This window comes from Micromonospora sp. NPDC020750 (assembly GCF_044334565.1).
In the GTDB taxonomy this organism is placed as follows: domain Bacteria; phylum Actinomycetota; class Actinomycetes; order Mycobacteriales; family Micromonosporaceae; genus Micromonospora.
This window is the reverse complement of the sequence record NZ_JBIRTH010000004.1, coordinates 177,823-200,030: the sequence shown is the minus strand read 5'-3', so window position 1 is coordinate 200,030 and position 22,208 is coordinate 177,823. Positions and strand designations below refer to the sequence as shown.

Sequence of the window (22,208 nt, the reverse complement as noted above, 5' to 3'; positions counted from 1 at the left end):
CAAACCTCTTGACCGACGCCGAGAGGGGGCGGGTGGTGGTCCAACCAGTTGACGGGTTGATGCGGTGGGGGACACACTGCTCGGCATGGTGTTTGTGCCTGTGCCCCGGGGGTCCGTGTCCGATCACGTCTTCGGCCAGCTCCGCGACGCGGTGGTCAGCGGCGCGTACCGGCCCGGCGACACGCTGCCCGGTGAGCGGGAGCTGGCCACCGCCTTCGCGGTGAACCGGCACGCCGTCCGGGAGGCGCTGCGCCGGTTGCAACAGCTCGGACTGGTCCGGGTCAGCCAGGGCGGCGCGACCCTGGTGCTGGACTGGCGGGTGCACGCGGGGCTCGACCTCGCGCTGTCCCTGGTCCGCTCCGGCGACGTCCTGCCCGTCGACACGCTGGTGCGGGACATGCTGGAGATGCGGGCCTGCATCGGCGTCGACGCGGCCCGGCTCTGCGCCGAACGGGCCGACGCGGCGACGCGCGAGACCGTCACCCGCGCCGCGCAGGAGTACGCCGGGCTCGCCCCCGACCTGCCCCGGATGGCCGAGGCCAACATCGCCCTGTGGCGACATGTGGTGCGCGGTTCGGGCAACACGGCGTACCTGCTGAGCTTCAACAGCCTCGTGGCCGGCGCGCTCGCCGTCGGCGAGGTGCCGCCCGAGCGGCACGCCGCCGAACTGCTCGACGTGGCCGGGCACCACCGGCTCGCCGAGGCCGTGGCCGCCGGCCGGGGCGACGCCGCCGCCGAGCAGGCCCGGGCCCTGCTCACCGCCGCCCTCGCCACCCCCGTCACCCCACCCGGAAGGGAATGCCGAGCATGATCCCCGCCGTGCTCTACGCCGTACCCGCGTTCCTGCTGCTCATCGTCGTGGAGGCGCTGTCCTACCGGTTCGCCCCCGACGACGACGAACGCGGCTACGAGCTGCGCGACACCACCACGAGTCTCACCATGGGCGCCGGCAGCCAGGTGATCGGCCTGCCGTGGAAGCTGCTCACCGTCGGCCTCTACGCCGCAGTGTGGACGGTCGCGCCGATCCAGCTCTCCCCCACCAGCGTCTGGACCTGGGTGCTGCTGTTCTTCGCCGACGACCTGGCCTACTACTGGTTCCACCGCACCCACCACGAGGTACGGCTGTTCTGGGCCGGTCACGTCGTGCACCACTCCAGCACGTTCTACAACCTGTCCACCGCGCTGCGGCAGAGCTGGACGCCGATGACCTCGCTGCCGTTCTGGCTGGCCCTGGCCCTGCTCGGCGTCCCGCCGTGGATGATCTTCCTCCAGCAGTCGGTGAGCCTGTTGTACCAGTTCTTCCTGCACACCGAGCGGGTCCGGGTGCTGCCCCGGCCGATCGAGTGGCTCTTCAACACGCCGTCGCACCACCGGGTCCACCACGGCGTCAACGCCGAGTACCTGGACCGCAACTACGGCGGGATCCTCATCGTCTGGGACCGGCTGTTCGGCACCTTCGAGCCGGAGCGCGCCCCCGCCCGGTACGGGCTGACCAAGAACATCGGCACCTACCACCCGCTGCGGGTGGCCACCCACGAGTACGGGGCGATCTGGGCCGACGTGCGGGCCTCCGGGTCCTGGCGGCACCGGCTGGGCCACGTGTTCGGCCGTCCCGGCTGGCAGCCCGCCCGATGAGGCGGCTCATTCCCTTCGGCGTGGCCGCCGCCGTCGAACTCGTCGGCGTCGCCACGGACAGCACCGTGCTCCAGTGGCTGGCCAAGCCGCTGCTCGCCCCGCTGCTGCTGCTCTGGCTGCTGCGCTCCGGCCGACGCTTCGACGGGTTCGCGCTGGGGCTGGTCTTCGCCACCGCCGGCGACGTGGCGCTGCTGCTGCCCGACGAGCCCGCGTTCCTGGTCGGGATGGGATTCTTCCTCGGCGCCCAGGTCAGCTTCATCGTGACGTTCACCCGGCACCGACGGCCGCCGGTGGCGGTGGTGGCCGGCTACCTCGTGCTGTGGGCGCTGGCCAACGTCGTGCTGTGGGGCCCGCTCGGGGAGCTGCGGCTGCCCGTGCTCGGCTACAGCCTCGCCCTGTGCCTGATGGCTGCCGCGGCGGCCGGCGTGTCGGCCCGCGCGGCGGTCGGCGGAGCGTTCTTCCTCGTCTCCGACCTGCTGATCGGCCTGGACGCGGCCGGCACCACCCTGCCCGGCCACGGGCTGCTCGTGATGAGCACCTACAGCACGGCGCTGCTCCTGCTCACCACGGCGTGGGCGGCTGCCGGTGGGCCCGACGCCACGCGCCGGCCGGACCGGCGTACCGGCGAAGGCCCGGCCGCCCGGGCGGACGCCCCGGCCACGCCCTGACGCCGGCCGCCGGCCCACCCTGGTTCGGGCGGGCCGGCGGCCGGAGGGGCGAGCGCCGACGGAGGCGGAGCGGCCGTCGGGCGCGGCGGGTCAGTGTCGGCGGCGGCCGTAGGCGCCGGCGGCGAGCGCCACACCGACCGCGGCGAAGATGACCTGGATCAGCAGCTCGATCCAGTCGATGCCGGCGGTGTCGTCCACGCCGAACGCGCCGGCCACGAGGGTGCCGAGGATCGCGGCGACCACGCCGATCAGCAGGGTGAGCCAGATCGGGATGGTCTGCTTGCCCGGTACGACCAGCCGGCCCAGCGCGCCGATGATCAGGCCGATGATGATGGCGGTGAAGAACCCGGTTACTTCCACGGTGGGCCGTTCCTTTCGAAGTGTTGTCGCCTGCGTCCTCCACGGTGCCCCCGGAGGCCGCCCGGCCAAACCGCCGACGGCCCGACCGGCGCATTCTTCACAGGACTGTCATGGTCCCGCGCGGCAACCGTCACACCCCGTGGCCGGCCCCGGTCAGCCGGCGCAGTGGGCGTACCTGGCGGCCCGCTCGGCCAGCCACAGCCACCGGCGCTGCGTCTCCCCGGCGGTGGCGGCGACCATGGCGAGGGCGTCGCCGCGCACGGCGGTGAGGGCCGCGCCGGTTGCCGACGGGTCGTCGAGCAGGGCCGCGCCGTCGCGGAACGCCTCGGCCTCGGCCGAGCCGCCGAACCGGGGGGCCACCTCGTCGCGCCAGAAGTCCGCCCAGGCCAGCTCCGGATCCCAGGAGAACCGGGCGTACGCCAGGTAGCTGATCTCGTTGGTCGGGTGGTACGCGGACGGCTCGGCGAAGATGGTCAGCCCTCGCATCCCGGCGGCCCCGGAGCGGGTGGCCATGTCGGCGTACATCTCGGGAACCCAGGAGTGCCGCTGCCGGTTCCACTGCGACCCGGCGTGGGTGCGCAGCACGCTGGTCGTGTGTGGCAGGCGGTCGACGTGCTCGGCGGTCAACCGGTCCCGCTGGTCGTACCAGAACCCGCGGTTCACGCAGTACTGGTACGCCACGTCGTCGGGCAGGTCGGCCAGTGGCTTCTGGGCGTCCAGGTCGAAGATGTTGTCCCAGTACACCTCGACGAGGTGACGCAGCGGCACCCCGGCCGGACCGTTGCGCCGGGCGGTCTCCAGCAGGGTCGGGTAGACCGACCGCATCGCCTCGTACGACCAGGAGGTGCGCTCGCCCCCGGCGCGGGCGGCGCACCGGGCGCAGGCGCAGCTTCCGTAGTCGCCGGTCTCGAAGTTGATCCCGCCGACGGGCAGGGTGTCCAGCAGCCAGTCGATGGCGTCGCGGTGCCAGGCCAGGTTGTCCGGCTGGGACGGGCAGGCGGCCATCATGTACTCGCTGGCCGGGAAGTGCAGGTCGCCGAACTCGTCGATGTCGAAGCCGACCTTCTTCGGCAGCTCGGCGGCGAGGTCGGGGCGCCGGCGCAGCCAGGTGGCCAGGTTGTACCGGTGCCGGCCGTCGAAGTAGATGCCGCCGTAGGCGTTGATCCCGACCCCGGCGATGATCCGCACGCCCCGGGCGTTGGCGTACTCGCACAGCTCGCGGGCCGCCTCGACGCCGCCGTGGGCGTCGCGCAGCAGCCCGTACACGACGATCCCGCCGATCCGTTCGCGGCTGCAGAAGTCGACCAGCCGGCGGTAGTCGGCGCCGAACGCGTCGGCGGACTTCGCGTACGGGTTGAGCGCGCCGATCTCCTGCTGGCCGAGCTGCCGGGTGTCCCAGTTGGTGGAGTGGTCCCAGGTCCACAGGGTGCGCAGCGGCAACCCGGGGGCGGCGGCGGACGCGCCGACGGGCAGGCCGGCCGGGGTGGCCGCCGCGACCAGGGCACGGGCGGCGTACACCAGGCCGGCGAACGGGTCGCCGGTGAGCCGGATCTCGCCCCGCTCGGGCACGTCGGTCCGGTGGCCGCCCTCGGGCAGCGCCGGGTCGACGGCGAGGCGGACCGGCACGGCGTCCGGGCCGCCCTCGCCGAAAGCCTCGCGCAGCAGCCCGGCGGCGAAGGGCGCGTGCTCGGCCCCGAGCACCCGCACGCCGGAGACCTGGCGGTACGACGACATCATGTCCTCCCGATGGTGTGGGCGGTGGCGGCGAGGTAGTCGACCACGTCGATCGCGGTCCACACGCCGTGCCGCCAGTAGGGATCCTGTTCGATGAGGGTGCGGGCGGCGGGCGCGTCGGCGGCCCGCAGCACCAGCACGGAGGCGCTCAGGTCGGCACGCGCCCCGGCGATCAGGGCGGTGCCGTCGGCGAGCAGGGCGCGCACGTGCGCCAGGTGCGCGGCCCGGTGGGGTTCGCGCCGGACGACGACGTCGGCGGCGAAGGTGGCGGTGACCAGGTAGGTCGGTTCGAACTTCACGAGTGGATTCCCCCTGCGGTGACGGCCCGCCCGGTCCCGGTCGGCCCGGCTCGGCCGCGCCGGGGGCCGGCCGTCACGCCCCGGCCCCGATGGCGCAGACTCATGCCTCGGCTCCGATCGCGCCGAGCAGTCGCCGCATGGCGACCCGGTAGACGGTCTGCGGGCGGCCCGCTCCGGTGCTGACGTGCACCCCGACCTCCTCGGCGAAGCCGGCCGCGCGCAGCGCCTTGAGCAGCCGGCGGGCCGAGCGCGCCTCCACCCCGTACGCGTCGGCCAGCCCTCGGGCGGTGACCTCGTCGGGGTCCATCTGGTGCAGGGCCTCCAGCAGCCGCCGGGTGGACAGCGGCCCGATCCCGAGCTGCTCGGAGACCCGCAGCACGCCCGGGGCGGTCTCCCGCAGCCGGGGCCGCACGGCGGTCTCCCGGCTGGAGTAGACCTCCCCGTCGGGGAACACCACGTGGGTGTCGCCGCTGTGCCGGCCCAGCGCGAGGGCCTTGCGGGCGTTGTCCTCCGCGGCGGCGATGGTGGTGCCCGCGCCGAAGCCGACGGCGTGCTCGACGTCGACCCCGCGCAGGGCGAGCAGGGAGGCGTGCCCGTCCCGGTGCCGGGCGATGGCGCTCTCCACGGTGCCCCGGGTGGTGGTGATCAGCAACGTCCGGTCGTCGACGGCGGCCAGCCGGCCGCGCATCCGCTCGGCGTGCTCCAGCAGCGCCTCGCGTACCCGCAGCCGTTGCCGTTCCGCCTGGTACGGGTCCTGCGCCCGGGTCGTCGGCACACCCAGGTCGACCATCATCACGGCGATCTGGGTGGCCCGGGACTGGCGGATCTCGGCGGCGAGCCAGGCCCGGCGCAGCGCGTCGCGCACCGACGCGCGGGTGTGCTCGACGCGCCACACCGGGACCCCGCTGTCGACGAGGTCCCGGTGCACCGCGCCGAGGCAGGTCAGGCACGCCTCGACCGCGCCGGAGGCGTACCGCTCCCGGTGGTACGCGGTGATCTCGTCCAGGCCGGTGAAGAGCAGCCCGGAGGAGTCGGCGATCGGCAGGATCTCCGTGGGCGGGGCGACCTCGATGTCGTGGTACGTCTCGCGGACGGTCTCCGCCTCTATGGTGTCCACACTGACCCGGGGCAGCTTCCCGCCGGTGGCCAGCAGCATCCGCGACAGCGTCCGGTACAGGTCGATGCCGGCGTGCGGGACGTAGTCGATCTCCGCCCGCAGCTCGTCGGCCGCGTTGGCGAACGCGTACGGGATGCGCCCGGTGAACAGCAGCACCTGACACACCTCGTCCAGCTCGCGGGCCAGCTCGGGGGCCTGCTCGGGGCGGGTGTACACGCGTGTTGTCACCGCCTCCGCGCGGCCTTCCCCGACCGCCACCTCCTGCACGAGCCGGATCGAGTCCTCCGGGCCGATGATCCCGATCACGATGCTGCCTCCACGTGGTGTCCCGCTGGCCTAGAGGGTGGGGTGCTCAGCCCGTGCAGACCGTGCCGACCAGGCCGGCGCTGACGGGCGACGCCAGCAGCACCAGCACCGAGGCGACGTCCTCGGGGCGGCCCAGCGCGGCCTCGATCGCGGCGACCCGCCCGCCGTCGGTGCCGTTGACCCGCGCCTCGTCCAGCGACCGCCGCATCAGCGGCGTGTCGATGTCTCCCGGGCAGAGCGCGTGCACGCGGATCCCCTGTGGACCGAGCTGTCGGGCCAGCGTGATCGCCAGGCCGTGCAACCCTCCCTTACTCGCGCCGTAGGGTACCGAGCCGGAGCCGGTCTGGACGCCCGCCTTCGATCCGACCAGCACGAGCACCCCGTCGTCGGGGCTCAGGTGCCGGGCGGCGTGCTTGGCGACCAGGAACGGGCCGGTGAGGTTGACGGCGATGACCCGCGCCCACAGCTCGACCGGCACGTCCCGCACGTCCAGGCCCTGGCCGCCCATGATCCCGGCGACGTGCAGCACGGCGTCGACGCCGCCCAGTTCGGCGGCGACGGCGTCGAGCGCCCCGGCGACCTCGGCCTCGACGGTGACGTCGACGCCCCGGGCGCAGGCGCTCGCCCCGGCAGACCGGGCCTCGGCGGCGGCCTCGGCCGCGCCGGCGGCGTCGGCGTCCAGCACGGCGACGGCCGCGCCGGCCCCGGCGGCGGCCAGCACGGTGGCCCGACCGATGCCGGACGCCCCGCCGACGACGACCACCCGCCGCCCGGCCAGCAGGCCGACCGAGGCGGTTCCGCCACGTGGACCCGGGCCGACCGACGCGGTTCCGCCGCCCACGCCCGGTCCGGGCGGCGGGGTGCCGCCGCCGCCCGGGTCGGCCGCCGGGGTGCCGCCGCTCACGCGCGGACCGTGCGGCGCACCGCGTCGGCCACGGTCGCCGCCTCGGGCACCACGACCGCCTGGAGGGCGGGCGCGGCGGGCATCGGCACGTCCGGGGCGGCCACCCGGGCGATCGGGGCGCGCAGGTCGGCGAAGCACTCGGCGGCGGCCCGGGCGGCGATCTCCGCGCCGAAGCCGCCGGTCAGGTTGGCCTCGTGGGCGACGACAAGCCGGCCGGTGCGGGCCACCGACGCGGCGACCGTGTCGAAGTCCAGCGGGTTGAGCCAGCGCAGGTCGATCACCTCGACGTCGACGCCCTCCTCGGCGAGGGTCGCGGCAGCGTCCAGGGCCGCCGACACCATCCGGGACCAGGCGACGACGGTGACGTCGGCGCCGGGCCGGACCACCCGGGCCCCGCCGATCTCCTCGACGGGGGCGTCGGTACGCACCGGGCCCCGCGTCGGGTAGAGCATCCGGGCCTCGGCGACCACCACCGGGTCGTCGCTGACGACCGCGGTGCGCAGCATCTGGTACGCGTCATCCGGCGTGGCCGGCAGCGCCACCCGCAGGCCGGGGGTGTGCGCGAAGTATGCCTCCGTCGAGTGCGAGTGCTGGGCGCACGCCCCGGGCGAGTAGCCCTGCTGCATCCGGATCACCAGCGGGGCCTTCCACCGGCCCGCGCTGGAGTAGTGGATGTTGGCGATCTGGTTGACGATCTGGTCCATCGCCACGAACGAGAAGTCGGCGTACATGATCTCGGCGATCGGCCGCAGGCCGGTCATGGCCGCGCCGAGGGCCATGCCGAGGAAGCCGGTCTCGGAGATCGGGGTGTCGAAGATCCGGTCGGAGCCGAACCGCTTGTGCAGCCCCTTGGTGGCGCCGAACGGCCCGCCGGGCAGCGCGACGTCCTCGCCGAAGTAGATGGTGTCGGTCCGGCTGTCCAGGGCCCAGGTGAGCGCCGCGTTGACGGCCTGGATGTAGCGCATCGACTCAGACATAGACGTGCTCCTTGGCGGTCGCCGGGTCCGGGGTGGGCACGGCGCGGGCGGCGGTGACGGCGGCCTCGATCTCGTCGGCGACCTCGGCGTCGATGGCGTCGAGCCGGGCGGCCAGGTCGGCGTCGGCGGCCCGGCGGATGCGGGCCAGCGGCTCGCGTTCCCGGGCGGCGGCGATCTCGCCGGCCGGGCGGTAGTGCTGCACGTCGCCGCTGTAGTGGCCGACCAGTCGCTCGGTCATCGCCTCCACGATGGACGGCCCGGAGCCCTCCCGGGCCCGGTCCACGGCCTCGGCCATCGCCTCGGCGACGGCGTCGGGGTCGTTGCCGTCGACCACCCGGCCGGGCAGGCCGTAGCCGGCGGCCCGCTCGGCGAGCTGCCGGACCCGCACCATGTCCTCGATCCGGGACATCTCGGAGTAGACGTTGTTCTCCACCACCAGCACCAGCGGCAGGTCGAGCACGGCGGCGAGGTTGAGCGCCTCGTGCACGTTGCCCTGGTTCATCGCGCCGTCGCCGATGCTGACCACCGACACGGCCCCGCTGCCGGTGCGCTGGGCGCTGAGCGCCGCGCCGGTCGCGATCGGCACCCCGGCGCCCACGATGGAGTTCTCGCCGACGAACCAGCGCCCCGGGTCCGACAGGTACGGCGACGCGGCCCGCCCGCCGCAGAGGGCGGAGTCGCGGCCCATCATCTCGGCGAACAGGCCGGTGAGGTCGACGCCCCGGGCGATCGCCCAGCCGTGGCCCCGGTAGGTCGCGGTGACGTGGTCCCCGTCGCGCAGCGCCCGGCAGGCGCCGACCGGGACGGCCTCCTGGCCGTTGCACAGGTGGATCGAGCCCGGGATCTCGCCGGCGTCCTTGAGGGCGGCCAGCCGCTCCTCGAACCGGCGGATCCGGGCCATCAGCCGATAGTCGTCGGGCAGGCCCATCACACCCCCTGAGATAATTGAGCCTTATTCCGGCTCGTTGGTTGAGGAGCCTAGACCAGCAGTCCAAGGCTATGGAAGAGTGCACAAGCAAGTTTGTGGCCGTTATTGGTCTCTAATTTGGGGAGCGGGCATGGAGATCGCCGAGGTGGAGTCCGTGGTGCGCGGCGACGCGCACTTCGTCCAGCTGCGCACGTCGGACGGGCTGACCGGGGTCGGCCAGTCCGCCTGCTGGGGATACCCGACGGCGGTGCACGCCGTGGTGGAGACGTTCCGGCCGTACCTGCTCGGGGCGGACCCCGACCGGATCGAGCACCACTGGCACCACCTCTACCGGATGGGGCCGTTCCGCGGCTCGGTGCTCACCGCCGCCGTCTCGGCCGTCGACCTGGCCCTGTGGGACCTGCTGGGCAAGCGGCTCGGCGTGCCGGTGTGGCAGCTGCTCGGCGGCCGGGTGCGCGACCGGATCCGGCTGCACCTGCTGCTGGGCGGCACCGGGGCGGAGGCCCTCGCGGCCCAGGCCGCCGCCGCCGTCGCCGACGGCTTCACCGCCGTGAAGTTCGACCCGCTGCCCGCCGACTACGGCGACGTGTCGCTGGCCCGCCTCGTCGCCGAGACCGAGGCCACCACGGCGGCGGTGCGCGACACCGTCGGCCCGGACGTCGACCTGCTCGTCGAGCTGCACCGCAAGCTCACCCCGTTGCAGGCCACGGCCGTCGTGCCGGCGCTGGCCCGGCACCACCCGCTGCTGGTGGAGGACCCGATCCAGATCGACAGCGTGAGCAGCCAGGCCGAGGTGGCCCGCCGGGCGCTCGGCGTGCCGATGGCCAACGGGGAACGGCTGCACACCATCTGGGAGTTCAAGGAGCTGCTGGCCCAGGGCGGCGCCCAGTACGTCCGGCCCGACATCGGGCTCGCCGGCGGGCTCAGCCACGGCCGGAAGATCGCCGCGCTGGCCGAGGCGTACCACGCGGCCGTGGTCACCCACAACTGCCTCGGCCCGCTGCTGACCATGGCCTCGCTGCAGCTCGACACGGTCATCCCGAACTTCGTCACCCAGGAGTACTCCCCGATCGACGACCGGCTCGCCGACGGGCCGGCCCGGGCCTGCGTCCGCCGCGAGGGCGGGTTCCTGCCGGTGCCGCAGGCCCCGGGGCTGGGCGTGACGCTCGACCTGGCCGACGAGCGACCGCTGGACCTCACCGGCCGGCCGCTGACCCGGATCCCGTTGCGCGCCGACGGTTCGGTCGCGTACGCGGTGTAGGGAAGGGCACCTTCCACCCGCCACCGCCCTCGGCGACCCGCGGTACGACCAGGGTCAGGCTGGTCCCCGGCGTCATGGTGATCGGCGCGAGGGCGACCAGGAAGCCGAGTACGGAGATTCCCCGCATCCTCAGACCACCACCCGGTAGTGGGTGGTCAGCAGCCCCGCATCGTCGTAGACGTGGAACGCCACCCCGGGCGGCTGCCGCAGATCGACCAACGGCCCGTCACCCTCCCAGGGCAGCCGGAGCGTGGAGACGACGCCGGGCGCGATCCGCAGTGGCCGCCCGGCGAAGGTGCTCGCGGCGGCGGTGTGGAAGTGCCCGGTCAGTACCGCGACGACCTGCGGATGAGCGGCCAGCAGTTCGGCCAGCGGCTCGGCGGGAAACAGCCGGATCGAATCGATGACGGGGTGGTGCAGTTCGACCGGCGGATGGTGGAAGGAGACGAAGACCGGTGTCCCGGCCGGCACCGAGCCGAGTTGGTCGGCGAGCCAGTCCATGGTCTCCGCGTCGAGGTGGCCGTCGTCCTCGCCCGGAATCGACGAGTCGGCGAGCAGGAAGACCGCGCCGGCGACGTCGTACCGGGTGTTGATCGGGCCGTTGCCGCCGCCCCCGTCACCGAGCAGACCCTTGCGGTACGCGGCACGGACATCGTGGTTACCGGGGCAGAGCATGACAGGCAGCGGGGACGCGAAGAGCTTCGCGGCGGTCCGGTACTCGGCCACCTCGCCGTGGTCGGCGATGTCCCCGCTGATCAGGATCGCGTCGACCGGTCGGGGCAGGGCGTGCAGGTGGTCCATCACCCGGGCGGTCCGTTCGGCTGACCGAGGATGGCTGTCGAGGTGCGTGTCGCTGAGATGCGCGATGACGAGCATGCTTCCCCCAATGGCTGTTCTCATCCCGGGCATTAGGGGAAGCATGCTCGCTGATCATGCCCGCGTCAGGTAGCGGCGCGACAGTTCAGCGGGTCGGCGGGCGGCCGGGGTGGTGGAAGACCGGGTGCGCCCACAGCGGCTCGCCGTCGGCGTCGGCGATCTCGGCGAACAGGTGGGCCAGCGACGCCGTCCAGCGGGCCTGCACGTCCGAGGCGCCGGTGACCGCGCCCGCGTGGGCGAAGCCCCACCGGGTGCGCAGCACGCAGATCAACAGCAGGTCTCGCCGGTAGATGGCGTAGTCGTAGATGCCCGCCTCGTCCAGCAGCGCGGACAGCTCCGGCCAAATCTCGGCGTGGCGGCGCTCGTACTCGGCCTCCGCGCCGGGGCGCAACCGGTACAGGTGGCAGACCTGCTCCCCCGGCCCGGCGGTCGCGCTCACCGGACGCCCCGCCGGGCCGGTGGCAGGGCCGCCACCGGCCCGGGTGGACAGGGGGCCGCCCTGGGCGGACCGGAAACCGTCACTTGCCGGAGCCGGCGAGCGCGCCGGAGACGAGCTGCCGCTGGAAGACCAGGTAGATGATCAGCACCGGCAGCAGGGCGACGATCAGCCCGGCGCTGACCAGCGGCACCGACACGTCGTACTGGCCGCTGAGCATGGAGACGCCGACCATCAGCGTCTTGCTGTCCGAGCCGCCCATGATGACCAGGGGCAGCAGCAGGTCGTTCCACATCCAGACGAAGTTGAAGATGGCCAGCGCCGCCAGGGCCGGGGTGGCGATCGGGGCGAGCAGCCGGAACAGGATGGTCAGGTGTCCCGCGCCGTCGACCCGGGCCGCCTCGATCAGCTCGTCGGGAATCTGCTGGAAGTACCCGGCGAGCTGGTACGTGCCCAGCGGCAGCCCGAACGCGGCGTACGCCAGGATCAGGCCCTGGTACTGGCCGGACATGCCCAGGTCCAGCACCGTCTGGTAGAGCGGGTAGATGATCGCCTGGCTGGGGATCGTCAGCGTCACGATGATCAGCAGGAAGACGATCTTCCCGCCGCGGAAGCGCATCTTCGTCACCGCGTACGCGACGAACAGCGCGGCGAGCACCGACAGCACCAGCCCGCCGAGCGTGGTGATCAGCGAGTTGAGCAGCAGCCGGGGCATGTTCATCCGGCGGAACGCCTCGAAGTAGTTGTCCAGGGTGATCCCGGCCGGCAGGCCCAGCGGGTCGTGGGCGAAGCCGGACTGCGTCTTCAGGGAGCTGACCACGGTGAACAGCAGCGGGTAGATCGCCGCGACGGCGACGACGACCAGCGCGAAGGTCAGCAGGTAGCGCCCGATCCGGGCGGAGTGGCGCGGGTTCATCGCGGCTTGCGGGTCCCCTCTGTGAACATGTGCCGCACGCTGAAGATCGACAGCACGGCGACGAAGACGAACAGGGCGATGCCGATGGCCGAGCCGTAGCCGCGGTCAAGGAACTGGAAGGTGGTGAGGAAGACCAGGTACTCGGGGAGCATGGTGGCGTCGCCCGGCCCGCCCTGGGTCAGCGCGTAGATCAAGGGGAACAGCCAGATCAGCACGCCGGAGGCGCAGACCACGCTCCAGTACGCCACGGTCGGGCGCAGCATCGGCACGACCACCGACCACAGCCGCCGGAAGAACCCGGCGCCGTCGAGGTACGCCGCCTCCAGCATCTCGTCGGGGATGGTGGACAGGCCGGCCAGGTAGGTCATCACGCCGAGCCCGAAGAAGCTCCACAGGGCGACCGCCACCAGCGAGAACAGCGCGCTGTACCGGCCGTTGAGCCACTCGATCGCCAGCGGTTCCAGGCCGACGCCGCGCAGCAGGGCGTTCAGCGGCCCGTCGGGGGAGAGGATCTGCCGGAACATGATGCCGACGACGATGGGCGCGATGGTGTACGGCACGAAGTAGACGGCCCGGAAGAACTTCCAGCCCGGCGAGCGCTGGTGGATCAGCAGGGCCAGCACCAGCGGGAGCACGATCCACACCGGCAGGGTGGCCACCACCAGCAGGGCATTGCGGAAGCTGGTGAGGACCATCGAGTCGTCGAACATCCGGGTGTAGTTGTCCGCCCCGGCGAACTCGCTGCCGCCGAACCCGCTGGACGACTCGAAGCTGGTGAGCACGCCCCGCACGAGGGGCACCAGCTTGAACAGCACGGCCAGCACGAGGGCGGGCAGCACCAGCGCGGCGGCCAGCCACCACTCCCGGGCCCGCCCGGGTCGTGGCGGGCGGCGGGCCGGCGCGGGCGGGGTGTCGGCGGCCACCGGCTCCGACACCGGCGCGGTGGAGATCGTCATCAGGGTTCCTTCCCCCGGGCTGGCCGGGCGGGGCGACACGGCGTCGCCCCGCCCGGGTGCTGCTACTTGGTCTGCTTCTTCGTGGGGCTACGCTCCAGCGCCTGCTGCATCTGGTCGGCCCACTTGTCGACGGTGAGTTGGCCGAGGGTGACCTGCTGCCAGCCGCGGGCCAGGGCGTCGGCCTCGGGGCCGGAGAGCATCACCCCGGCGTGCAGGGTCGGCTGGGCGACCATTTCCTGGATCTTCTGGAAGGCCGGCGACGAGGGCAGCAGCGCCTTGTCGACGTTCTTGTTCAGCGGCTGGCCCTTGCCGTGCTTGACCCACAGCTCGCCGTTCTCCTTGCCGGCCAGCCAGCTGATGAACTCGAGGCCGGCCTGCTTCTTCTCGCTCCACTGGGTCACGCCGTAGACGGCGCCCTCGATGCCGGAGAACTTCTGCGCCAGCGGCGCGGACGGGTCGACCGCCGGCCACCGGGTGACGCCGAGCTTGTCGTCGCCGAGGGCCTTGCCGAACGCCTCCCAGTTCACCGCGTCGGAGATGATGGTGCCGGCGAACGCGGCGTCGCCGCGCTGGAAGATGTCGGCGCCGTCGGGGAGCATGGTGATCGACGGGGCGTTCTTGTTGGCCCAGCCCTTGGTGGTGATCTCGGCGAGCTTCTCCAGCACCGAGACGAGCTTGGGGTCCTTCCAGGACAGCTTGCCGGCGAGCAGGGCGCGGATGTCGTCCTCGGTGAGGTAGTTGCGGGCGATCTCCGGGAAGTCCCAGTAGGCCGGGAAGGTGCCGGACAGCCCGAGGGCCAGGCAGGTCTTGCCGGCCTTCTTCACCGCGTCGCAGGCCGCGCCGAACTCGTCCCAGGTCACCGGCGGCTTCTCCGGGTCGAGCCCGGCGGCGGTCAGGACGGCCTTGTTGTAGTAGAGGACGTTGCCCTGGTAGGAGAAGGGCACGCCGTAGCAGGGCTTGGCGGTGTCGAAGCCCTCGCAGGCGCCGCTGTAGGTGACCAGGTCCTTGGTGATCTCGGCGGCCTTGTCACCCAGCGGCACGTACGCGCCGCGCCGGTCGAACAGCTCCAGCCCGGCGTTGTTGGCCATCACGTCCGGCCCCGACTGCGAGGTGATGTACGGGCCCTGCACCTCGGGGTACTTGTCGAACGGTACGGACTGCATCTCCAGCTTGATGTCCGGGTGGCCGGCCTCGAAGCTGGTCTTGACCTGCTTCCAGTACTCGGTGCCACCCGGCTCCCAGGTCAGCACCTTGAGGGTGACCGGGCCGCCGGCGGCGTCGTCGCCGCCGCATGCGGTCAGCAGCGCGGCGGCTGCCATGCCGGCGGCGAGGACGCCGGCCAATCTCCGTCGAAACATCGGGTAGCTCCTGTCACAAGTGGGGGCTCGGGGGGATCCGGCGGACCGCGCCGCCGGCGGTGGCGCTGTCGGCCACGGCCTCGGCGACCTGCACGACGTGCAGGCCGTCGGCGAGCGGGACGACCGCCGTCGGTTCGGTGCCGTCGACCTGGCCGAGGAAGTGCCGCAGCTCGGCGGCGAGCGCTCCGCCGCCGTCGACCGGGGAGAGGAGCCAGTCGGGCGCCTCGGTCGACTCGCCCTGGACGAGCAGGGTGGGGTGGCCGAGGTCGACGTGCGCGACCCCGTCGGTGCCGTACACCTCGACCAGGTCCGAGGTGTGGTTCGGGGTGTGCTCGGGGAGCAGGTAGCTGTTGCGGATCGACGACACGACGTCGTTGGCGTGCCGCAGCTCCGCCCACACCAGGACCGGGGTGGCCGATCCGGGTCGGGCCCGGGCCGCCGCGCGGACCTCGACCACGGGCGCTCCGGCGTACCAGAGGGCCAGGTCGATGTCGTGCACGGCGGTGAGCAGCGCGGGGTGTTCGCGCGGGAAGAGCCGGCTGAGCGTCCGGGGCCGGTCGCGGCGGGACGAGACGGCGAGCACGTCGCCGAGCCGGCCGGCGCGGACCGCGTCGTGCAGGGCCCGGTGCGGGGCGCTGTAGCGCAGGATGTGCCCCGGCTGGCAGAGCACGCCGGCGCGCCCGGCGGCGGCCACGATGGCGGCGGCGTCGGTGACGGTCGCGGCCAGCGGCTTCTCCACCAGCACGGGCACCCCGGCGGTGAGCAGGTCCACGGCCACCGGGCGGTGCGCCGGGCCGGGCACGCACACCGACGCCGCGTCGGGCGGGGCGGCGGCGAGCAGGTCCGCCACGGAGGCGTACGTCTGCGGCACCCCGTGCTCTGCGGCGACCCGCTGCCGGGTCGCGGCGTCCGGCTCGACCAGCGCCCGCACGGGCACGCCGAGCGACCGGTACGCGGCCAGGTGCCGGACGCCGAACGCCCCCGCGCCGACCACGGCGACCGACGGGCGGCTCATGCGCGGACCGCCTCGACGGCGGCGGCGCGGTCGCCGGGGCCGGCCCCACCGGCTCCGTCGGGCTCGTCGGCGCCGGCCTCGGCGAGCCGGCCGGCGAGGACGGCCCGGGTGAGGCGCTCCAGGGCGGTCGCCCCCACCCCGATGCACCGTTCGTCCACGTCGAACGCGCCGGAGTGCAGCGGCGCGCCGCCGCGCTCCCCGGTGACCCCGAGCTTGACGTACAGGCTGGGGCCGAGCGCGCCGAGCAGGGCGAAGTCGTCGGTGGTCAGCGGGGGCGCGGTCAGGTCGGCGACCTCGACCAGGCCCGGCAGCTCGGCGTGCGCGAGCGCCACCAGCGAGGCGGCGTTGCGCACCGGGGGCATCTCGTTGGCCCAGGTGAACCGCAGGCCGAGGTCGAGCGCGGCGGCCTGCTGCCGGGCGATCCGCTCGATGACCTCCTTGAGCCGGGCGCGGGTGGCCTCGTCGTGGGTGCGCAGCGTGCCGGTCGCCTCCGCCCGCTCGGCGACCTGGCTCTGGCTGGCCCCGCCGTCGATCGTGCCGATGTTGAACGCGACCAGCTCGTGTGGGTTGCGGGAGCGGGCCACTCCGGCGTGCAGCAGGGTGATCATGCCGGCCAGGCCGAGGATGGCGTCGCGGCCGAGCGCCGGGGTGGCGGCGTGCGCGGCCCGGCCGAGCACCTCGACCCGGAAGGCGTCCTTGGCCGCCATCGCGGTCATCCGGTCCACACCGACCGTCCCGACCGGCAGGTCGGGCCAGCAGTGCAGGCCGAGGACGGCGTCGAAGCGCCGGCCGCGCAGGGCGTCGTCGGCGAGCACCGCGGCGGCGCCGGAGTCCTCGCCGAACGGGATCTCCTCGGCCGGCTGGAACAGCACGGTCACCGAGCCCCGGGCGGGCGGGTCGGCCGCGAGCCGGGCCGCGACGCCGTGCACGACGGCCATGTGCACGTCGTGCCCGCAGGCGTGGCAGACCCCGGCGTTGCCGGACGCCCAGGGCACCTCCTTGGCGTCCTGGACCGGATAGGCGTCCATATCGGCCCGAAGCAGCACGGAGGGCCCCGACGCACGTCCTTCGATCTCGGCCACGAGGCCGGTCCCGGCGACTCCGGAGCGGACCCGGGCGATCGGGGCGAGCCGGTCGGCGAGAACCGCTGCGGTCTGCCGTTCCGTGAACCGCAGCTCCGGGTGCTGGTGAAGCTGCCGACGCAGCCGTACCAGATCGTCAACGTCCTCGTGCGCCTGCACCACGCGGTCCACCCCTCGCCTGCGGCCGATAATCCGGACCTAATTGAGACAAGAACCTAAAGGAGGGGTCCTCCCACGTCAATGGTGCTGCCGGAATCGGTTAGGGTCCGGCCATGCCACGCGCCGACGCACACCTGCACCTGTTCGCCGACGGTTACCCCGGCCGCTACGGACGGTCCCCGGCCGGGGGCGACGAATTCGCCGTCTACCAGACGTTGCGTCGCGAACACGACATCGACCGGGCGCTCGTGGTCGGCTACGAGGGCGCACCGGAGTTCGCCGGCAACAACGGCCATCTCGCGCGGCTCGCGGCCGAGCACGACTGGATCGCGCCGCTGGCGTACCTGCCGGCCACCGGCACGGACCGGCGCGGCCTGGACCGGATCCGGTCGGCGGGCTTCGCGGGCGTCGCCGCGTACCTGCCGGACCCGGCCTCGGCCGACGCGTTCGTCGACTGGGCCGCGACGGCCGCCGGGTCGCTCAACGACGCGGCGGCGGTGGTCAGCCTCAACGCCACCCCGGAGGCCGCCGGCCGGCTCGGCCGGGCGTCGGCCGCCCTCGACGGGTGCGCGGTGCTCCTCAGCCACCTCGGCCTGCCCGGCCGGCACCCGACGGTCCCGACCCCGGAGGCGGTCGCGGGCCGGCTCGCCCCGCTCACCGAGCTGGCCCGGCTGCCCCACGTCGGGGTCAAGGTCTCCGCCCTGTACGCCGTCAGCGACCCCGCCGACGCGTACCCGCACGCCGCCGCCCGGCCGTTCGTCGACCTGCTGCTGGACCGCTTCGGCCCGGCACGGCTGTACTGGGGCTCGGACTTCTCCCCCAGCCTGGACCACGTGTCGTTCGCGCAGACGCTGCACCCGGTCGGGCTGGACGGGCTCTCCGCCGCCGAGGCGGCCGACGTGTTCGGCGGCAACCTCCGCCGCGCCCTGGGCCGACGCTGACGCAGTCGATCCCGCCCGGCGTTCCCGAGGCCCGACGGAGTTCCGGCGGGGCTCCCGGGACCGGGCGGAGAGATAGGGTCGGCACCCATGCGGACGAAGCAGGAGTTGGGCGCGGCCATCCGGCGGGAGCGGCGGGCGGCGCTGGTGGTCAACGCCCGCTCGCGTCAGGGCCGCCGGCTCTACGAGCACGCCCGTGCCCGGCTGGCGGAGGCCGGCTTCACCCTGCTCGGCTGCTACCCGGCCGACCGCCCCGGCGAGCTGGAACGGAGCCTGGACGACGCCCTCGCGCTCGGGCCGGACCTGCTCGTGGCGGGCGGCGGCGACGGCACGCAGAGCGCCGCCGCGCGGCTGCTCGCCCACCGCGACGTCGCGCTGGGACTGCTGCCGCTGGGCACCACCAACAACTTCGCCCGCACCCTCGGCCTCCCGCTCGATCTCGACAGCGCCGTGGCCGTCCTGGCCGAGGGCAAGGTGATAGACGTCGACCTGGGGCTGGCCGGGGACGTGCCGTTCGCCAACCACGTCGGCGTCGGGCTGTCGGCCGACATCATGCTCCGGACGCCCCCCGCCCTGAAACGGGTCACCGGCCGGCTCGCGTACCCGGCCACCGCGCTGGCGCTGCTGGCCCGGCATCGGGCGCTGCGGGCCACCGTCCGGACCGGGGGAACGACGCACGAGTTCCACACCCACCAGATCTACGTGGCCAACGGCGGCTTCCACGCCGGGCGGCCGATCACGGCCGACGCCGACGCCGACGACCGGCTGCTGGTCGCGTACCCGGTCGGCGGGCCGACCCGGCGCGGGCTGCTGCGGGACACGGCCCGCAACGCGGCGACGGGTCACCGCCGCACGCTGGCCGAGACCCCGTTCCTCGCTGTCGGCGAGCTGTGGCTGGAGACCGACCGGCCGGCGCGCGTCGAGGTCGACGGCGAGCTGTGCGGCCACACCCCGATCCGGATCGGCCTGGCCGCCAACGCGCTGCGGGTGATGGCCCCCGCCGACACCGAGGACCGCTGACCGGCCGCCACACCGCCCCAGGCCGCACGCCCTCCGGCCGTCCGCGCGAAAGCGGTGATCAAGAGGTTTGCGGCCCGAGTCCGACGCAAACCTCTTGATCACCGCACATGGTGGGGCCGGGGCCGGCGCGGTGCGCCGACCCCGGCCCCGGGGTGGTGGGTGGTCGGGGGATCAGCGCTGGGCGCCGGCGGTTGCCGGGGCCGGCCAGCTGCCGGTGAAGACGCCGGCGCCGGTCGCGCTCCGGGGTGCGAAGCCGAAGAGCTGGTCGACCCTGGCGGCCTCGGCGGCGCTCGGGTACGGGTTGGTGCAGGAGGTGCCGGCGCTGCCGCCGGACATCAGGAGGGCGCAGTTGCCGTTGTAGTTGTCCGGCAGGCCGAGGATGTGCCCGATCTCGTGGGTCATGATCCGCAGCGGGCTGTACTGCTGGGCCTGGTAGTAGTCGATGACGACGCGACCGTTGCCGAGGCTCGTGCGCTGGGCGTACGAGCCGCCGCCGTAGGTGTAGGAGATCACCAGGTTCGAGCCGCACTGGGCCATGTTGATGTTGTTGGTGTAGTTGTTCCAGATCGTGGCGGCCTGGTTGGCGTAGCTGGCGAAGGGGCCAGCCTGGCTGGTGTTGTAGCAGACGTTGCTGACGGCGGCGGAGGCCGGCGCGGCCTGCACGGCGGTGAGGCCGAGCGTCGCCATCGCGGCGGCGGCGAGGGTGGCGAGGATCCGGGAAACCTTGGACAGACGCATGGGTCACGCTCCACTGAGTGACGGGGCGAGCGGGGACCGGGTCAGCGTATTCATCGACATAGATCGATAGCAACCCTCCTTACATTTAACAATCTTTACTGATACGCTCCCGCCCATCGACGAGAGGGGATGTCATGAAGCTTCGACGCGGGGCCACCGCCCTGCTGGCAGGGGCGACGCTGGTCGTCGCCACCGGGGCCCTAACCGCCACGGGCGGTCTCGCCGCGGCGGCCACCGACCCGGCGACGGTCGCCGCCGTGGCCTGCTCCGCCCCCGGCTGGGCCGAGGGCACCAGCTATCCGGCGGGCACCCGGGTCAGCTACGCCGGCCGGATCTACCAGGCCCTCGTGACGCACACCCCGCCGGCCGGCGCGGGCTGGAACCCCGCAGCCGCGCCCTCGCTGTGGAAGGACCTCGGGCCCTGCGACGGCACCCCCTCCCCCACGCCCACCGCGTCCTCGTCGCCCTCCCCCACCGCGTCGCCGACCGCACCGCCCACACCGACACCGACGCCGACCACGACGCCTCCGCCGGGCGACGAGACCTGCGCGGTCAAGCCGAGGCCGGCCGGCAAGGTGCTCCAGGGCTACTGGGAGAACTGGGACGGCGCGGCCAACGGCGTGCACCCGCCGCTGGGCTGGATCCCGATCACCGACTCCCGGATCACCGCCCACGGGTACAACGTGGTCACCGCCGCGTTCCCGGTGATCCGCGCCGACGGCACCGCGCTGTGGGAGGACGGCATGGACGTCACCGTGAAGGTGCCCACCCCGGCGGAGATGTGCCGGGCCAAAGCCGCCGGCCTGACCGTCCTGATGTCCATCGGCGGCGCGGCGGCCGGCATCGACCTCGGCTCGGCGACCGTCGCCGACCGGTTCGTCGCCACCATCGTGCCGATCCTCAAGCGCTACAACTTCGACGGCATCGACATCGACATCGAGACCGGCCTGACCGGCAGCGGCAACATCAACCAACTCTCGGCGTCGCAGGCGAACCTGATCCGAATCATCGACGGCGTGCTCGCCCAGATGCCCGCCGGGTTCGGCCTCACCATGGCGCCGGAGACCGCGTACGTCACCGGCGGCAGCGTCACCTACGGCTCGATCTGGGGCGCGTACCTGCCGATCATCAAGAAGTACGCCGACAACGGCCGGCTGTGGTGGCTGAACATGCAGTACTACAACGGCTCGATGTACGGCTGCTCCGGTGACTCCTATTCGGCCGGCACCGTGCAGGGCTTCACCGTGCAGACCCAGTGCCTCAACAACGGGCTGACGATCCAAGGCACTACGATCAAGGTTCCGTACGACAAGCAGGTGCCCGGCCTTCCCGCGCAGCCCGGAGCGGGCGGTGGCTACATGACCCCGTCCCTGGTGTCGCAGGCGTACAACAGCATCAGCGGGCTCAAGGGCCTGATGACCTGGTCGATCAACTGGGACGGGTCGAAGGGCTGGACGTTCGGCGACAACGTACGGGCCCTCCAGTCCCGCTGAGGCGGGCCCCGCGTGGCGTCCGGCCCGGCGCGGACCGGGCCGGACGCGCCCCGGCCGGCGCGTCGATCAGGCCAGCAGCGGACGGACGTCCCGGGCGACGAAGCGTACGAAGCCCTCCGGGTCGGGATCGTCCGGGGTCGGTTGCAGGACGATCGTGTCCGCCCCCGCCTCGGCCCACCGCCGCACCCCGGCCGCCACCGCTTCGGCGTCGCCGGAGACAGCCCGGTCCGCCATTGTCGAGTAGCCCCGGCGTTCCCGCTCCCGCTCCAACCGCGCGTCGGCGTCCGGGCCGGTGGCCGCGTGCAGGTAGACGACGACCGGGTACGCGCCGACCCGCCCGGCCTCTTCGCGGCCCTCGGCGACGAGTGCGAGCGCGTCGCGTACCCCCTGCGGAGTGGTGCCGCCGGTGAGCACCACGCCGTCGGCGGCGGCGCCGCACAGCCGCATGGACTTCGGCCCCGTCGCCCCGGCCAGCAGCGGGACCGGGGCCGGCGGAGGCCAGTCCAGCGCCACCTCGGAGAGCCGCACGTACCGGCCCTCGGTCGTCACCCGCTCCCCGGCCAGCAGCGCTCGCAGCGCCGTGAGGTACTCCCGCAGCAGGGTCAACGGCGACTCGACCCGGGCTCCCACCTGCCCCATCCAGTCCTGCACGCCGTGGCCCACGCCGATGCGGAACCGGCCAGGGAAGAGCCGTTCGAGGGTGGCGACCTCCATCGCGGTCAGCGCCACGTTGCGCAGCGGCACCGGCAGCAGGCCCACCCCGACGCGGACCCGCCCGGTCCAGGCCAGGGCGGCCGCGGCCGTGGCGATGCCGCCTTCCAGGAAGCAGTCCTCCCAGAGCCACAGCTCCTCAAGCCCGGCCTCGTCGGCGGCCAGGGCGATGTCGCGCAGTCGCTCCGGCGGCGACTGCGGCAGGAACACCACACCGAGATCCGTCATGCCGGTATTGTCTCCCGGCGCGGCGGGGTGACTCAAACACCGGTGTTCGTCGCGGCGTCCGAAGGGCCGGCGGCTGCCACGGGACACCGAACC

Annotated in this window: 23 protein-coding genes; 7 read left to right on the top strand and 16 right to left on the bottom strand. The window is 73.5% G+C overall.

Going from position 1 to position 22,208, the window contains the following annotated elements:
• Positions 1–85: 85 nt before the first annotated feature.
• Genes ACH4T9_RS14800 through ACH4T9_RS14790 form a run of 3 tightly spaced genes read left to right on the top strand, consistent with a single transcriptional unit; the run spans position 86 to position 2,303 of the window.
• Positions 86–811: a FadR/GntR family transcriptional regulator gene (locus ACH4T9_RS14800; RefSeq protein ID WP_396672875.1), complete on the top strand. Its 726-nt coding sequence runs from the start codon at positions 86–88 to the stop codon at positions 809–811.
• On the top strand, positions 808–1,635 hold the full coding sequence (locus tag ACH4T9_RS14795) for a sterol desaturase family protein (RefSeq protein ID WP_396672876.1): 828 nt from the start codon (positions 808–810) through the stop codon (positions 1,633–1,635). The genes ACH4T9_RS14800 and ACH4T9_RS14795 overlap by 4 nt, the downstream gene beginning before the upstream one ends.
• Positions 1,632–2,303 carry a lysoplasmalogenase family protein gene (locus ACH4T9_RS14790; protein ID WP_396672877.1) on the top strand — a complete coding sequence of 224 codons (672 nt, stop codon included), beginning with the start codon at positions 1,632–1,634 and terminating at the stop codon, positions 2,301–2,303. Before ACH4T9_RS14795 ends, ACH4T9_RS14790 begins: the two co-directional genes overlap by 4 nt.
• A gap of 90 nt (positions 2,304–2,393) precedes the next feature.
• Here the strand turns inward: ACH4T9_RS14790 and ACH4T9_RS14785 are convergent, their stop codons facing one another.
• The 7 genes from ACH4T9_RS14785 to ACH4T9_RS14755 all read right to left on the bottom strand — a co-directional run bounded on the left by ACH4T9_RS14785 (position 2,394) and on the right by ACH4T9_RS14755 (position 8,928).
• Positions 2,394–2,663, bottom strand: coding sequence for a GlsB/YeaQ/YmgE family stress response membrane protein (locus ACH4T9_RS14785; protein ID WP_396672878.1), 270 nt, complete (start codon positions 2,661–2,663; stop codon positions 2,394–2,396).
• 153 nt (positions 2,664–2,816) lie between these two features.
• Positions 2,817–4,397 (bottom strand): hypothetical protein, encoded by a 1,581-nt coding sequence (locus ACH4T9_RS14780; RefSeq protein WP_396672879.1) that lies wholly within the window; start codon positions 4,395–4,397, stop codon positions 2,817–2,819.
• Complete coding sequence (locus ACH4T9_RS14775; RefSeq protein WP_396672880.1) at positions 4,397–4,696, bottom strand: YciI family protein; 300 nt, start codon at positions 4,694–4,696, stop codon at positions 4,397–4,399. The genes ACH4T9_RS14780 and ACH4T9_RS14775 overlap by 1 nt, the downstream gene beginning before the upstream one ends.
• A gap of 100 nt (positions 4,697–4,796) precedes the next feature.
• Positions 4,797–6,119 carry a hypothetical protein gene (locus ACH4T9_RS14770; protein WP_396672881.1) on the bottom strand — a complete coding sequence of 441 codons (1,323 nt, stop codon included), beginning with the start codon at positions 6,117–6,119 and terminating at the stop codon, positions 4,797–4,799.
• Positions 6,120–6,165: 46 nt separating this feature from the next.
• Entirely contained in the window at positions 6,166–7,023 is an 858-nt protein-coding gene (locus ACH4T9_RS14765) for an SDR family NAD(P)-dependent oxidoreductase (RefSeq protein ID WP_396672882.1), read from the bottom strand.
• Positions 7,020–8,000: an alpha-ketoacid dehydrogenase subunit beta gene (locus ACH4T9_RS14760; protein ID WP_396672883.1), complete on the bottom strand. Its 981-nt coding sequence runs from the start codon at positions 7,998–8,000 to the stop codon at positions 7,020–7,022. Before ACH4T9_RS14760 ends, ACH4T9_RS14765 begins: the two co-directional genes overlap by 4 nt.
• Entirely contained in the window at positions 7,993–8,928 is a 936-nt protein-coding gene (locus ACH4T9_RS14755) for a thiamine pyrophosphate-dependent dehydrogenase E1 component subunit alpha (protein ID WP_396672884.1), read from the bottom strand. The genes ACH4T9_RS14760 and ACH4T9_RS14755 overlap by 8 nt, the downstream gene beginning before the upstream one ends.
• Positions 8,929–9,058: 130 nt before the next feature.
• On the opposite strand from ACH4T9_RS14755, the gene ACH4T9_RS14750 reads away from it, so the two are divergent.
• Positions 9,059–10,189 (top strand): mandelate racemase/muconate lactonizing enzyme family protein, encoded by a 1,131-nt coding sequence (locus tag ACH4T9_RS14750; protein ID WP_396672885.1) that lies wholly within the window; start codon positions 9,059–9,061, stop codon positions 10,187–10,189.
• Between the two features lie 129 nt (positions 10,190–10,318).
• On the opposite strand, the gene ACH4T9_RS14745 is transcribed toward ACH4T9_RS14750, so the two are convergent.
• The 7 genes from ACH4T9_RS14745 to ACH4T9_RS14715 form a co-directional block, all read right to left on the bottom strand.
• Entirely contained in the window at positions 10,319–11,065 is a 747-nt protein-coding gene (locus ACH4T9_RS14745; protein WP_396673058.1) for a metallophosphoesterase, read from the bottom strand.
• An 85-nt stretch (positions 11,066–11,150) separates the two neighbouring features.
• Positions 11,151–11,504 carry an L-rhamnose mutarotase gene (locus ACH4T9_RS14740; RefSeq protein ID WP_396672886.1) on the bottom strand — a complete coding sequence of 118 codons (354 nt, stop codon included), beginning with the start codon at positions 11,502–11,504 and terminating at the stop codon, positions 11,151–11,153.
• Positions 11,505–11,583: 79 nt separating this feature from the next.
• A complete protein-coding gene (locus tag ACH4T9_RS14735; protein ID WP_396672887.1) occupies positions 11,584–12,417 on the bottom strand; it encodes a carbohydrate ABC transporter permease in 834 nt (277 codons plus the stop codon).
• Positions 12,414–13,373 carry a carbohydrate ABC transporter permease gene (locus ACH4T9_RS14730; protein WP_387017921.1) on the bottom strand — a complete coding sequence of 320 codons (960 nt, stop codon included), beginning with the start codon at positions 13,371–13,373 and terminating at the stop codon, positions 12,414–12,416. The genes ACH4T9_RS14735 and ACH4T9_RS14730 overlap by 4 nt, the downstream gene beginning before the upstream one ends.
• Before the next feature lie 62 nt (positions 13,374–13,435).
• Positions 13,436–14,731 carry an ABC transporter substrate-binding protein gene (locus tag ACH4T9_RS14725; protein ID WP_396672888.1) on the bottom strand — a complete coding sequence of 432 codons (1,296 nt, stop codon included), beginning with the start codon at positions 14,729–14,731 and terminating at the stop codon, positions 13,436–13,438.
• A 13-nt stretch (positions 14,732–14,744) separates the two neighbouring features.
• Positions 14,745–15,746, bottom strand: coding sequence for a Gfo/Idh/MocA family protein (locus ACH4T9_RS14720; protein ID WP_396672889.1), 1,002 nt, complete (start codon positions 15,744–15,746; stop codon positions 14,745–14,747).
• A complete protein-coding gene (locus tag ACH4T9_RS14715; protein WP_396672890.1) occupies positions 15,743–16,990 on the bottom strand; it encodes a M20 family metallopeptidase in 1,248 nt (415 codons plus the stop codon). The genes ACH4T9_RS14720 and ACH4T9_RS14715 overlap by 4 nt, the downstream gene beginning before the upstream one ends.
• Positions 16,991–17,100: 110 nt before the next feature.
• Here ACH4T9_RS14715 and ACH4T9_RS14710 point away from each other — a divergent pair, with 110 nt between their 5' ends.
• Both ACH4T9_RS14710 and ACH4T9_RS14705 read left to right on the top strand, forming a co-directional pair.
• The gene (locus ACH4T9_RS14710) at positions 17,101–17,928 is read left to right on the top strand and encodes an amidohydrolase family protein (protein WP_396672891.1); all 828 of its coding nucleotides are present in this window, start codon (positions 17,101–17,103) and stop codon (positions 17,926–17,928) included.
• Positions 17,929–18,015: 87 nt separating this feature from the next.
• Positions 18,016–18,945 carry a diacylglycerol/lipid kinase family protein gene (locus ACH4T9_RS14705; protein WP_396672892.1) on the top strand — a complete coding sequence of 310 codons (930 nt, stop codon included), beginning with the start codon at positions 18,016–18,018 and terminating at the stop codon, positions 18,943–18,945.
• A 171-nt stretch (positions 18,946–19,116) separates the two neighbouring features.
• Here ACH4T9_RS14705 and ACH4T9_RS14700 read toward each other — a convergent pair whose 3' ends face one another.
• Complete coding sequence (locus tag ACH4T9_RS14700; protein WP_396672893.1) at positions 19,117–19,683, bottom strand: snapalysin family zinc-dependent metalloprotease; 567 nt, start codon at positions 19,681–19,683, stop codon at positions 19,117–19,119.
• A 134-nt stretch (positions 19,684–19,817) separates the two neighbouring features.
• Here ACH4T9_RS14700 and ACH4T9_RS14695 point away from each other — a divergent pair, with 134 nt between their 5' ends.
• Entirely contained in the window at positions 19,818–21,176 is a 1,359-nt protein-coding gene (locus ACH4T9_RS14695; protein WP_396672894.1) for a carbohydrate-binding protein, read from the top strand.
• A 66-nt stretch (positions 21,177–21,242) separates the two neighbouring features.
• On the opposite strand, the gene ACH4T9_RS14690 is transcribed toward ACH4T9_RS14695, so the two are convergent.
• Positions 21,243–22,115, bottom strand: a complete 873-nt coding sequence (locus ACH4T9_RS14690) for an LLM class flavin-dependent oxidoreductase (protein WP_396672895.1) — start codon at positions 22,113–22,115, stop codon at positions 21,243–21,245.
• Between the last annotated feature and the right edge of the window lie 93 nt (positions 22,116–22,208).

Excerpts from the sequence above, each read along its gene's own strand:
- ACH4T9_RS14800 (WP_396672875.1), top strand. The coding sequence starts at position 86 with ATGGTGTTTGTGCCTGTGCCCCGGGGGTCCGTGTCCGATCACGTCTTC.
- ACH4T9_RS14695 (WP_396672894.1), top strand. The coding sequence starts at position 19,818 with ATGAAGCTTCGACGCGGGGCCACCGCCCTGCTGGCAGGGGCGACGCTG.
- ACH4T9_RS14725 (WP_396672888.1), bottom strand. The coding sequence starts at position 14,731 with ATGTTTCGACGGAGATTGGCCGGCGTCCTCGCCGCCGGCATGGCAGCC.
- ACH4T9_RS14705 (WP_396672892.1), top strand. The coding sequence starts at position 18,016 with ATGCGGACGAAGCAGGAGTTGGGCGCGGCCATCCGGCGGGAGCGGCGG.
- ACH4T9_RS14795 (WP_396672876.1), top strand. The coding sequence starts at position 808 with ATGATCCCCGCCGTGCTCTACGCCGTACCCGCGTTCCTGCTGCTCATC.
- ACH4T9_RS14720 (WP_396672889.1), bottom strand. The coding sequence starts at position 15,746 with ATGAGCCGCCCGTCGGTCGCCGTGGTCGGCGCGGGGGCGTTCGGCGTC.
- ACH4T9_RS14730 (WP_387017921.1), bottom strand. The coding sequence starts at position 13,373 with ATGACGATCTCCACCGCGCCGGTGTCGGAGCCGGTGGCCGCCGACACC.
- ACH4T9_RS14755 (WP_396672884.1), bottom strand. The coding sequence starts at position 8,928 with ATGGGCCTGCCCGACGACTATCGGCTGATGGCCCGGATCCGCCGGTTC.
- ACH4T9_RS14745 (WP_396673058.1), bottom strand. The coding sequence starts at position 11,065 with ATGCTCGTCATCGCGCATCTCAGCGACACGCACCTCGACAGCCATCCT.
- ACH4T9_RS14780 (WP_396672879.1), bottom strand. The coding sequence starts at position 4,397 with ATGTCGTCGTACCGCCAGGTCTCCGGCGTGCGGGTGCTCGGGGCCGAG.
- ACH4T9_RS14790 (WP_396672877.1), top strand. The coding sequence starts at position 1,632 with ATGAGGCGGCTCATTCCCTTCGGCGTGGCCGCCGCCGTCGAACTCGTC.
- ACH4T9_RS14700 (WP_396672893.1), bottom strand. The coding sequence starts at position 19,683 with ATGCGTCTGTCCAAGGTTTCCCGGATCCTCGCCACCCTCGCCGCCGCC.
- ACH4T9_RS14690 (WP_396672895.1), bottom strand. The coding sequence starts at position 22,115 with ATGACGGATCTCGGTGTGGTGTTCCTGCCGCAGTCGCCGCCGGAGCGA.
- ACH4T9_RS14750 (WP_396672885.1), top strand. The coding sequence starts at position 9,059 with ATGGAGATCGCCGAGGTGGAGTCCGTGGTGCGCGGCGACGCGCACTTC.
- ACH4T9_RS14735 (WP_396672887.1), bottom strand. The coding sequence starts at position 12,417 with ATGAACCCGCGCCACTCCGCCCGGATCGGGCGCTACCTGCTGACCTTC.
- ACH4T9_RS14760 (WP_396672883.1), bottom strand. The coding sequence starts at position 8,000 with ATGTCTGAGTCGATGCGCTACATCCAGGCCGTCAACGCGGCGCTCACC.
- ACH4T9_RS14710 (WP_396672891.1), top strand. The coding sequence starts at position 17,101 with ATGCCACGCGCCGACGCACACCTGCACCTGTTCGCCGACGGTTACCCC.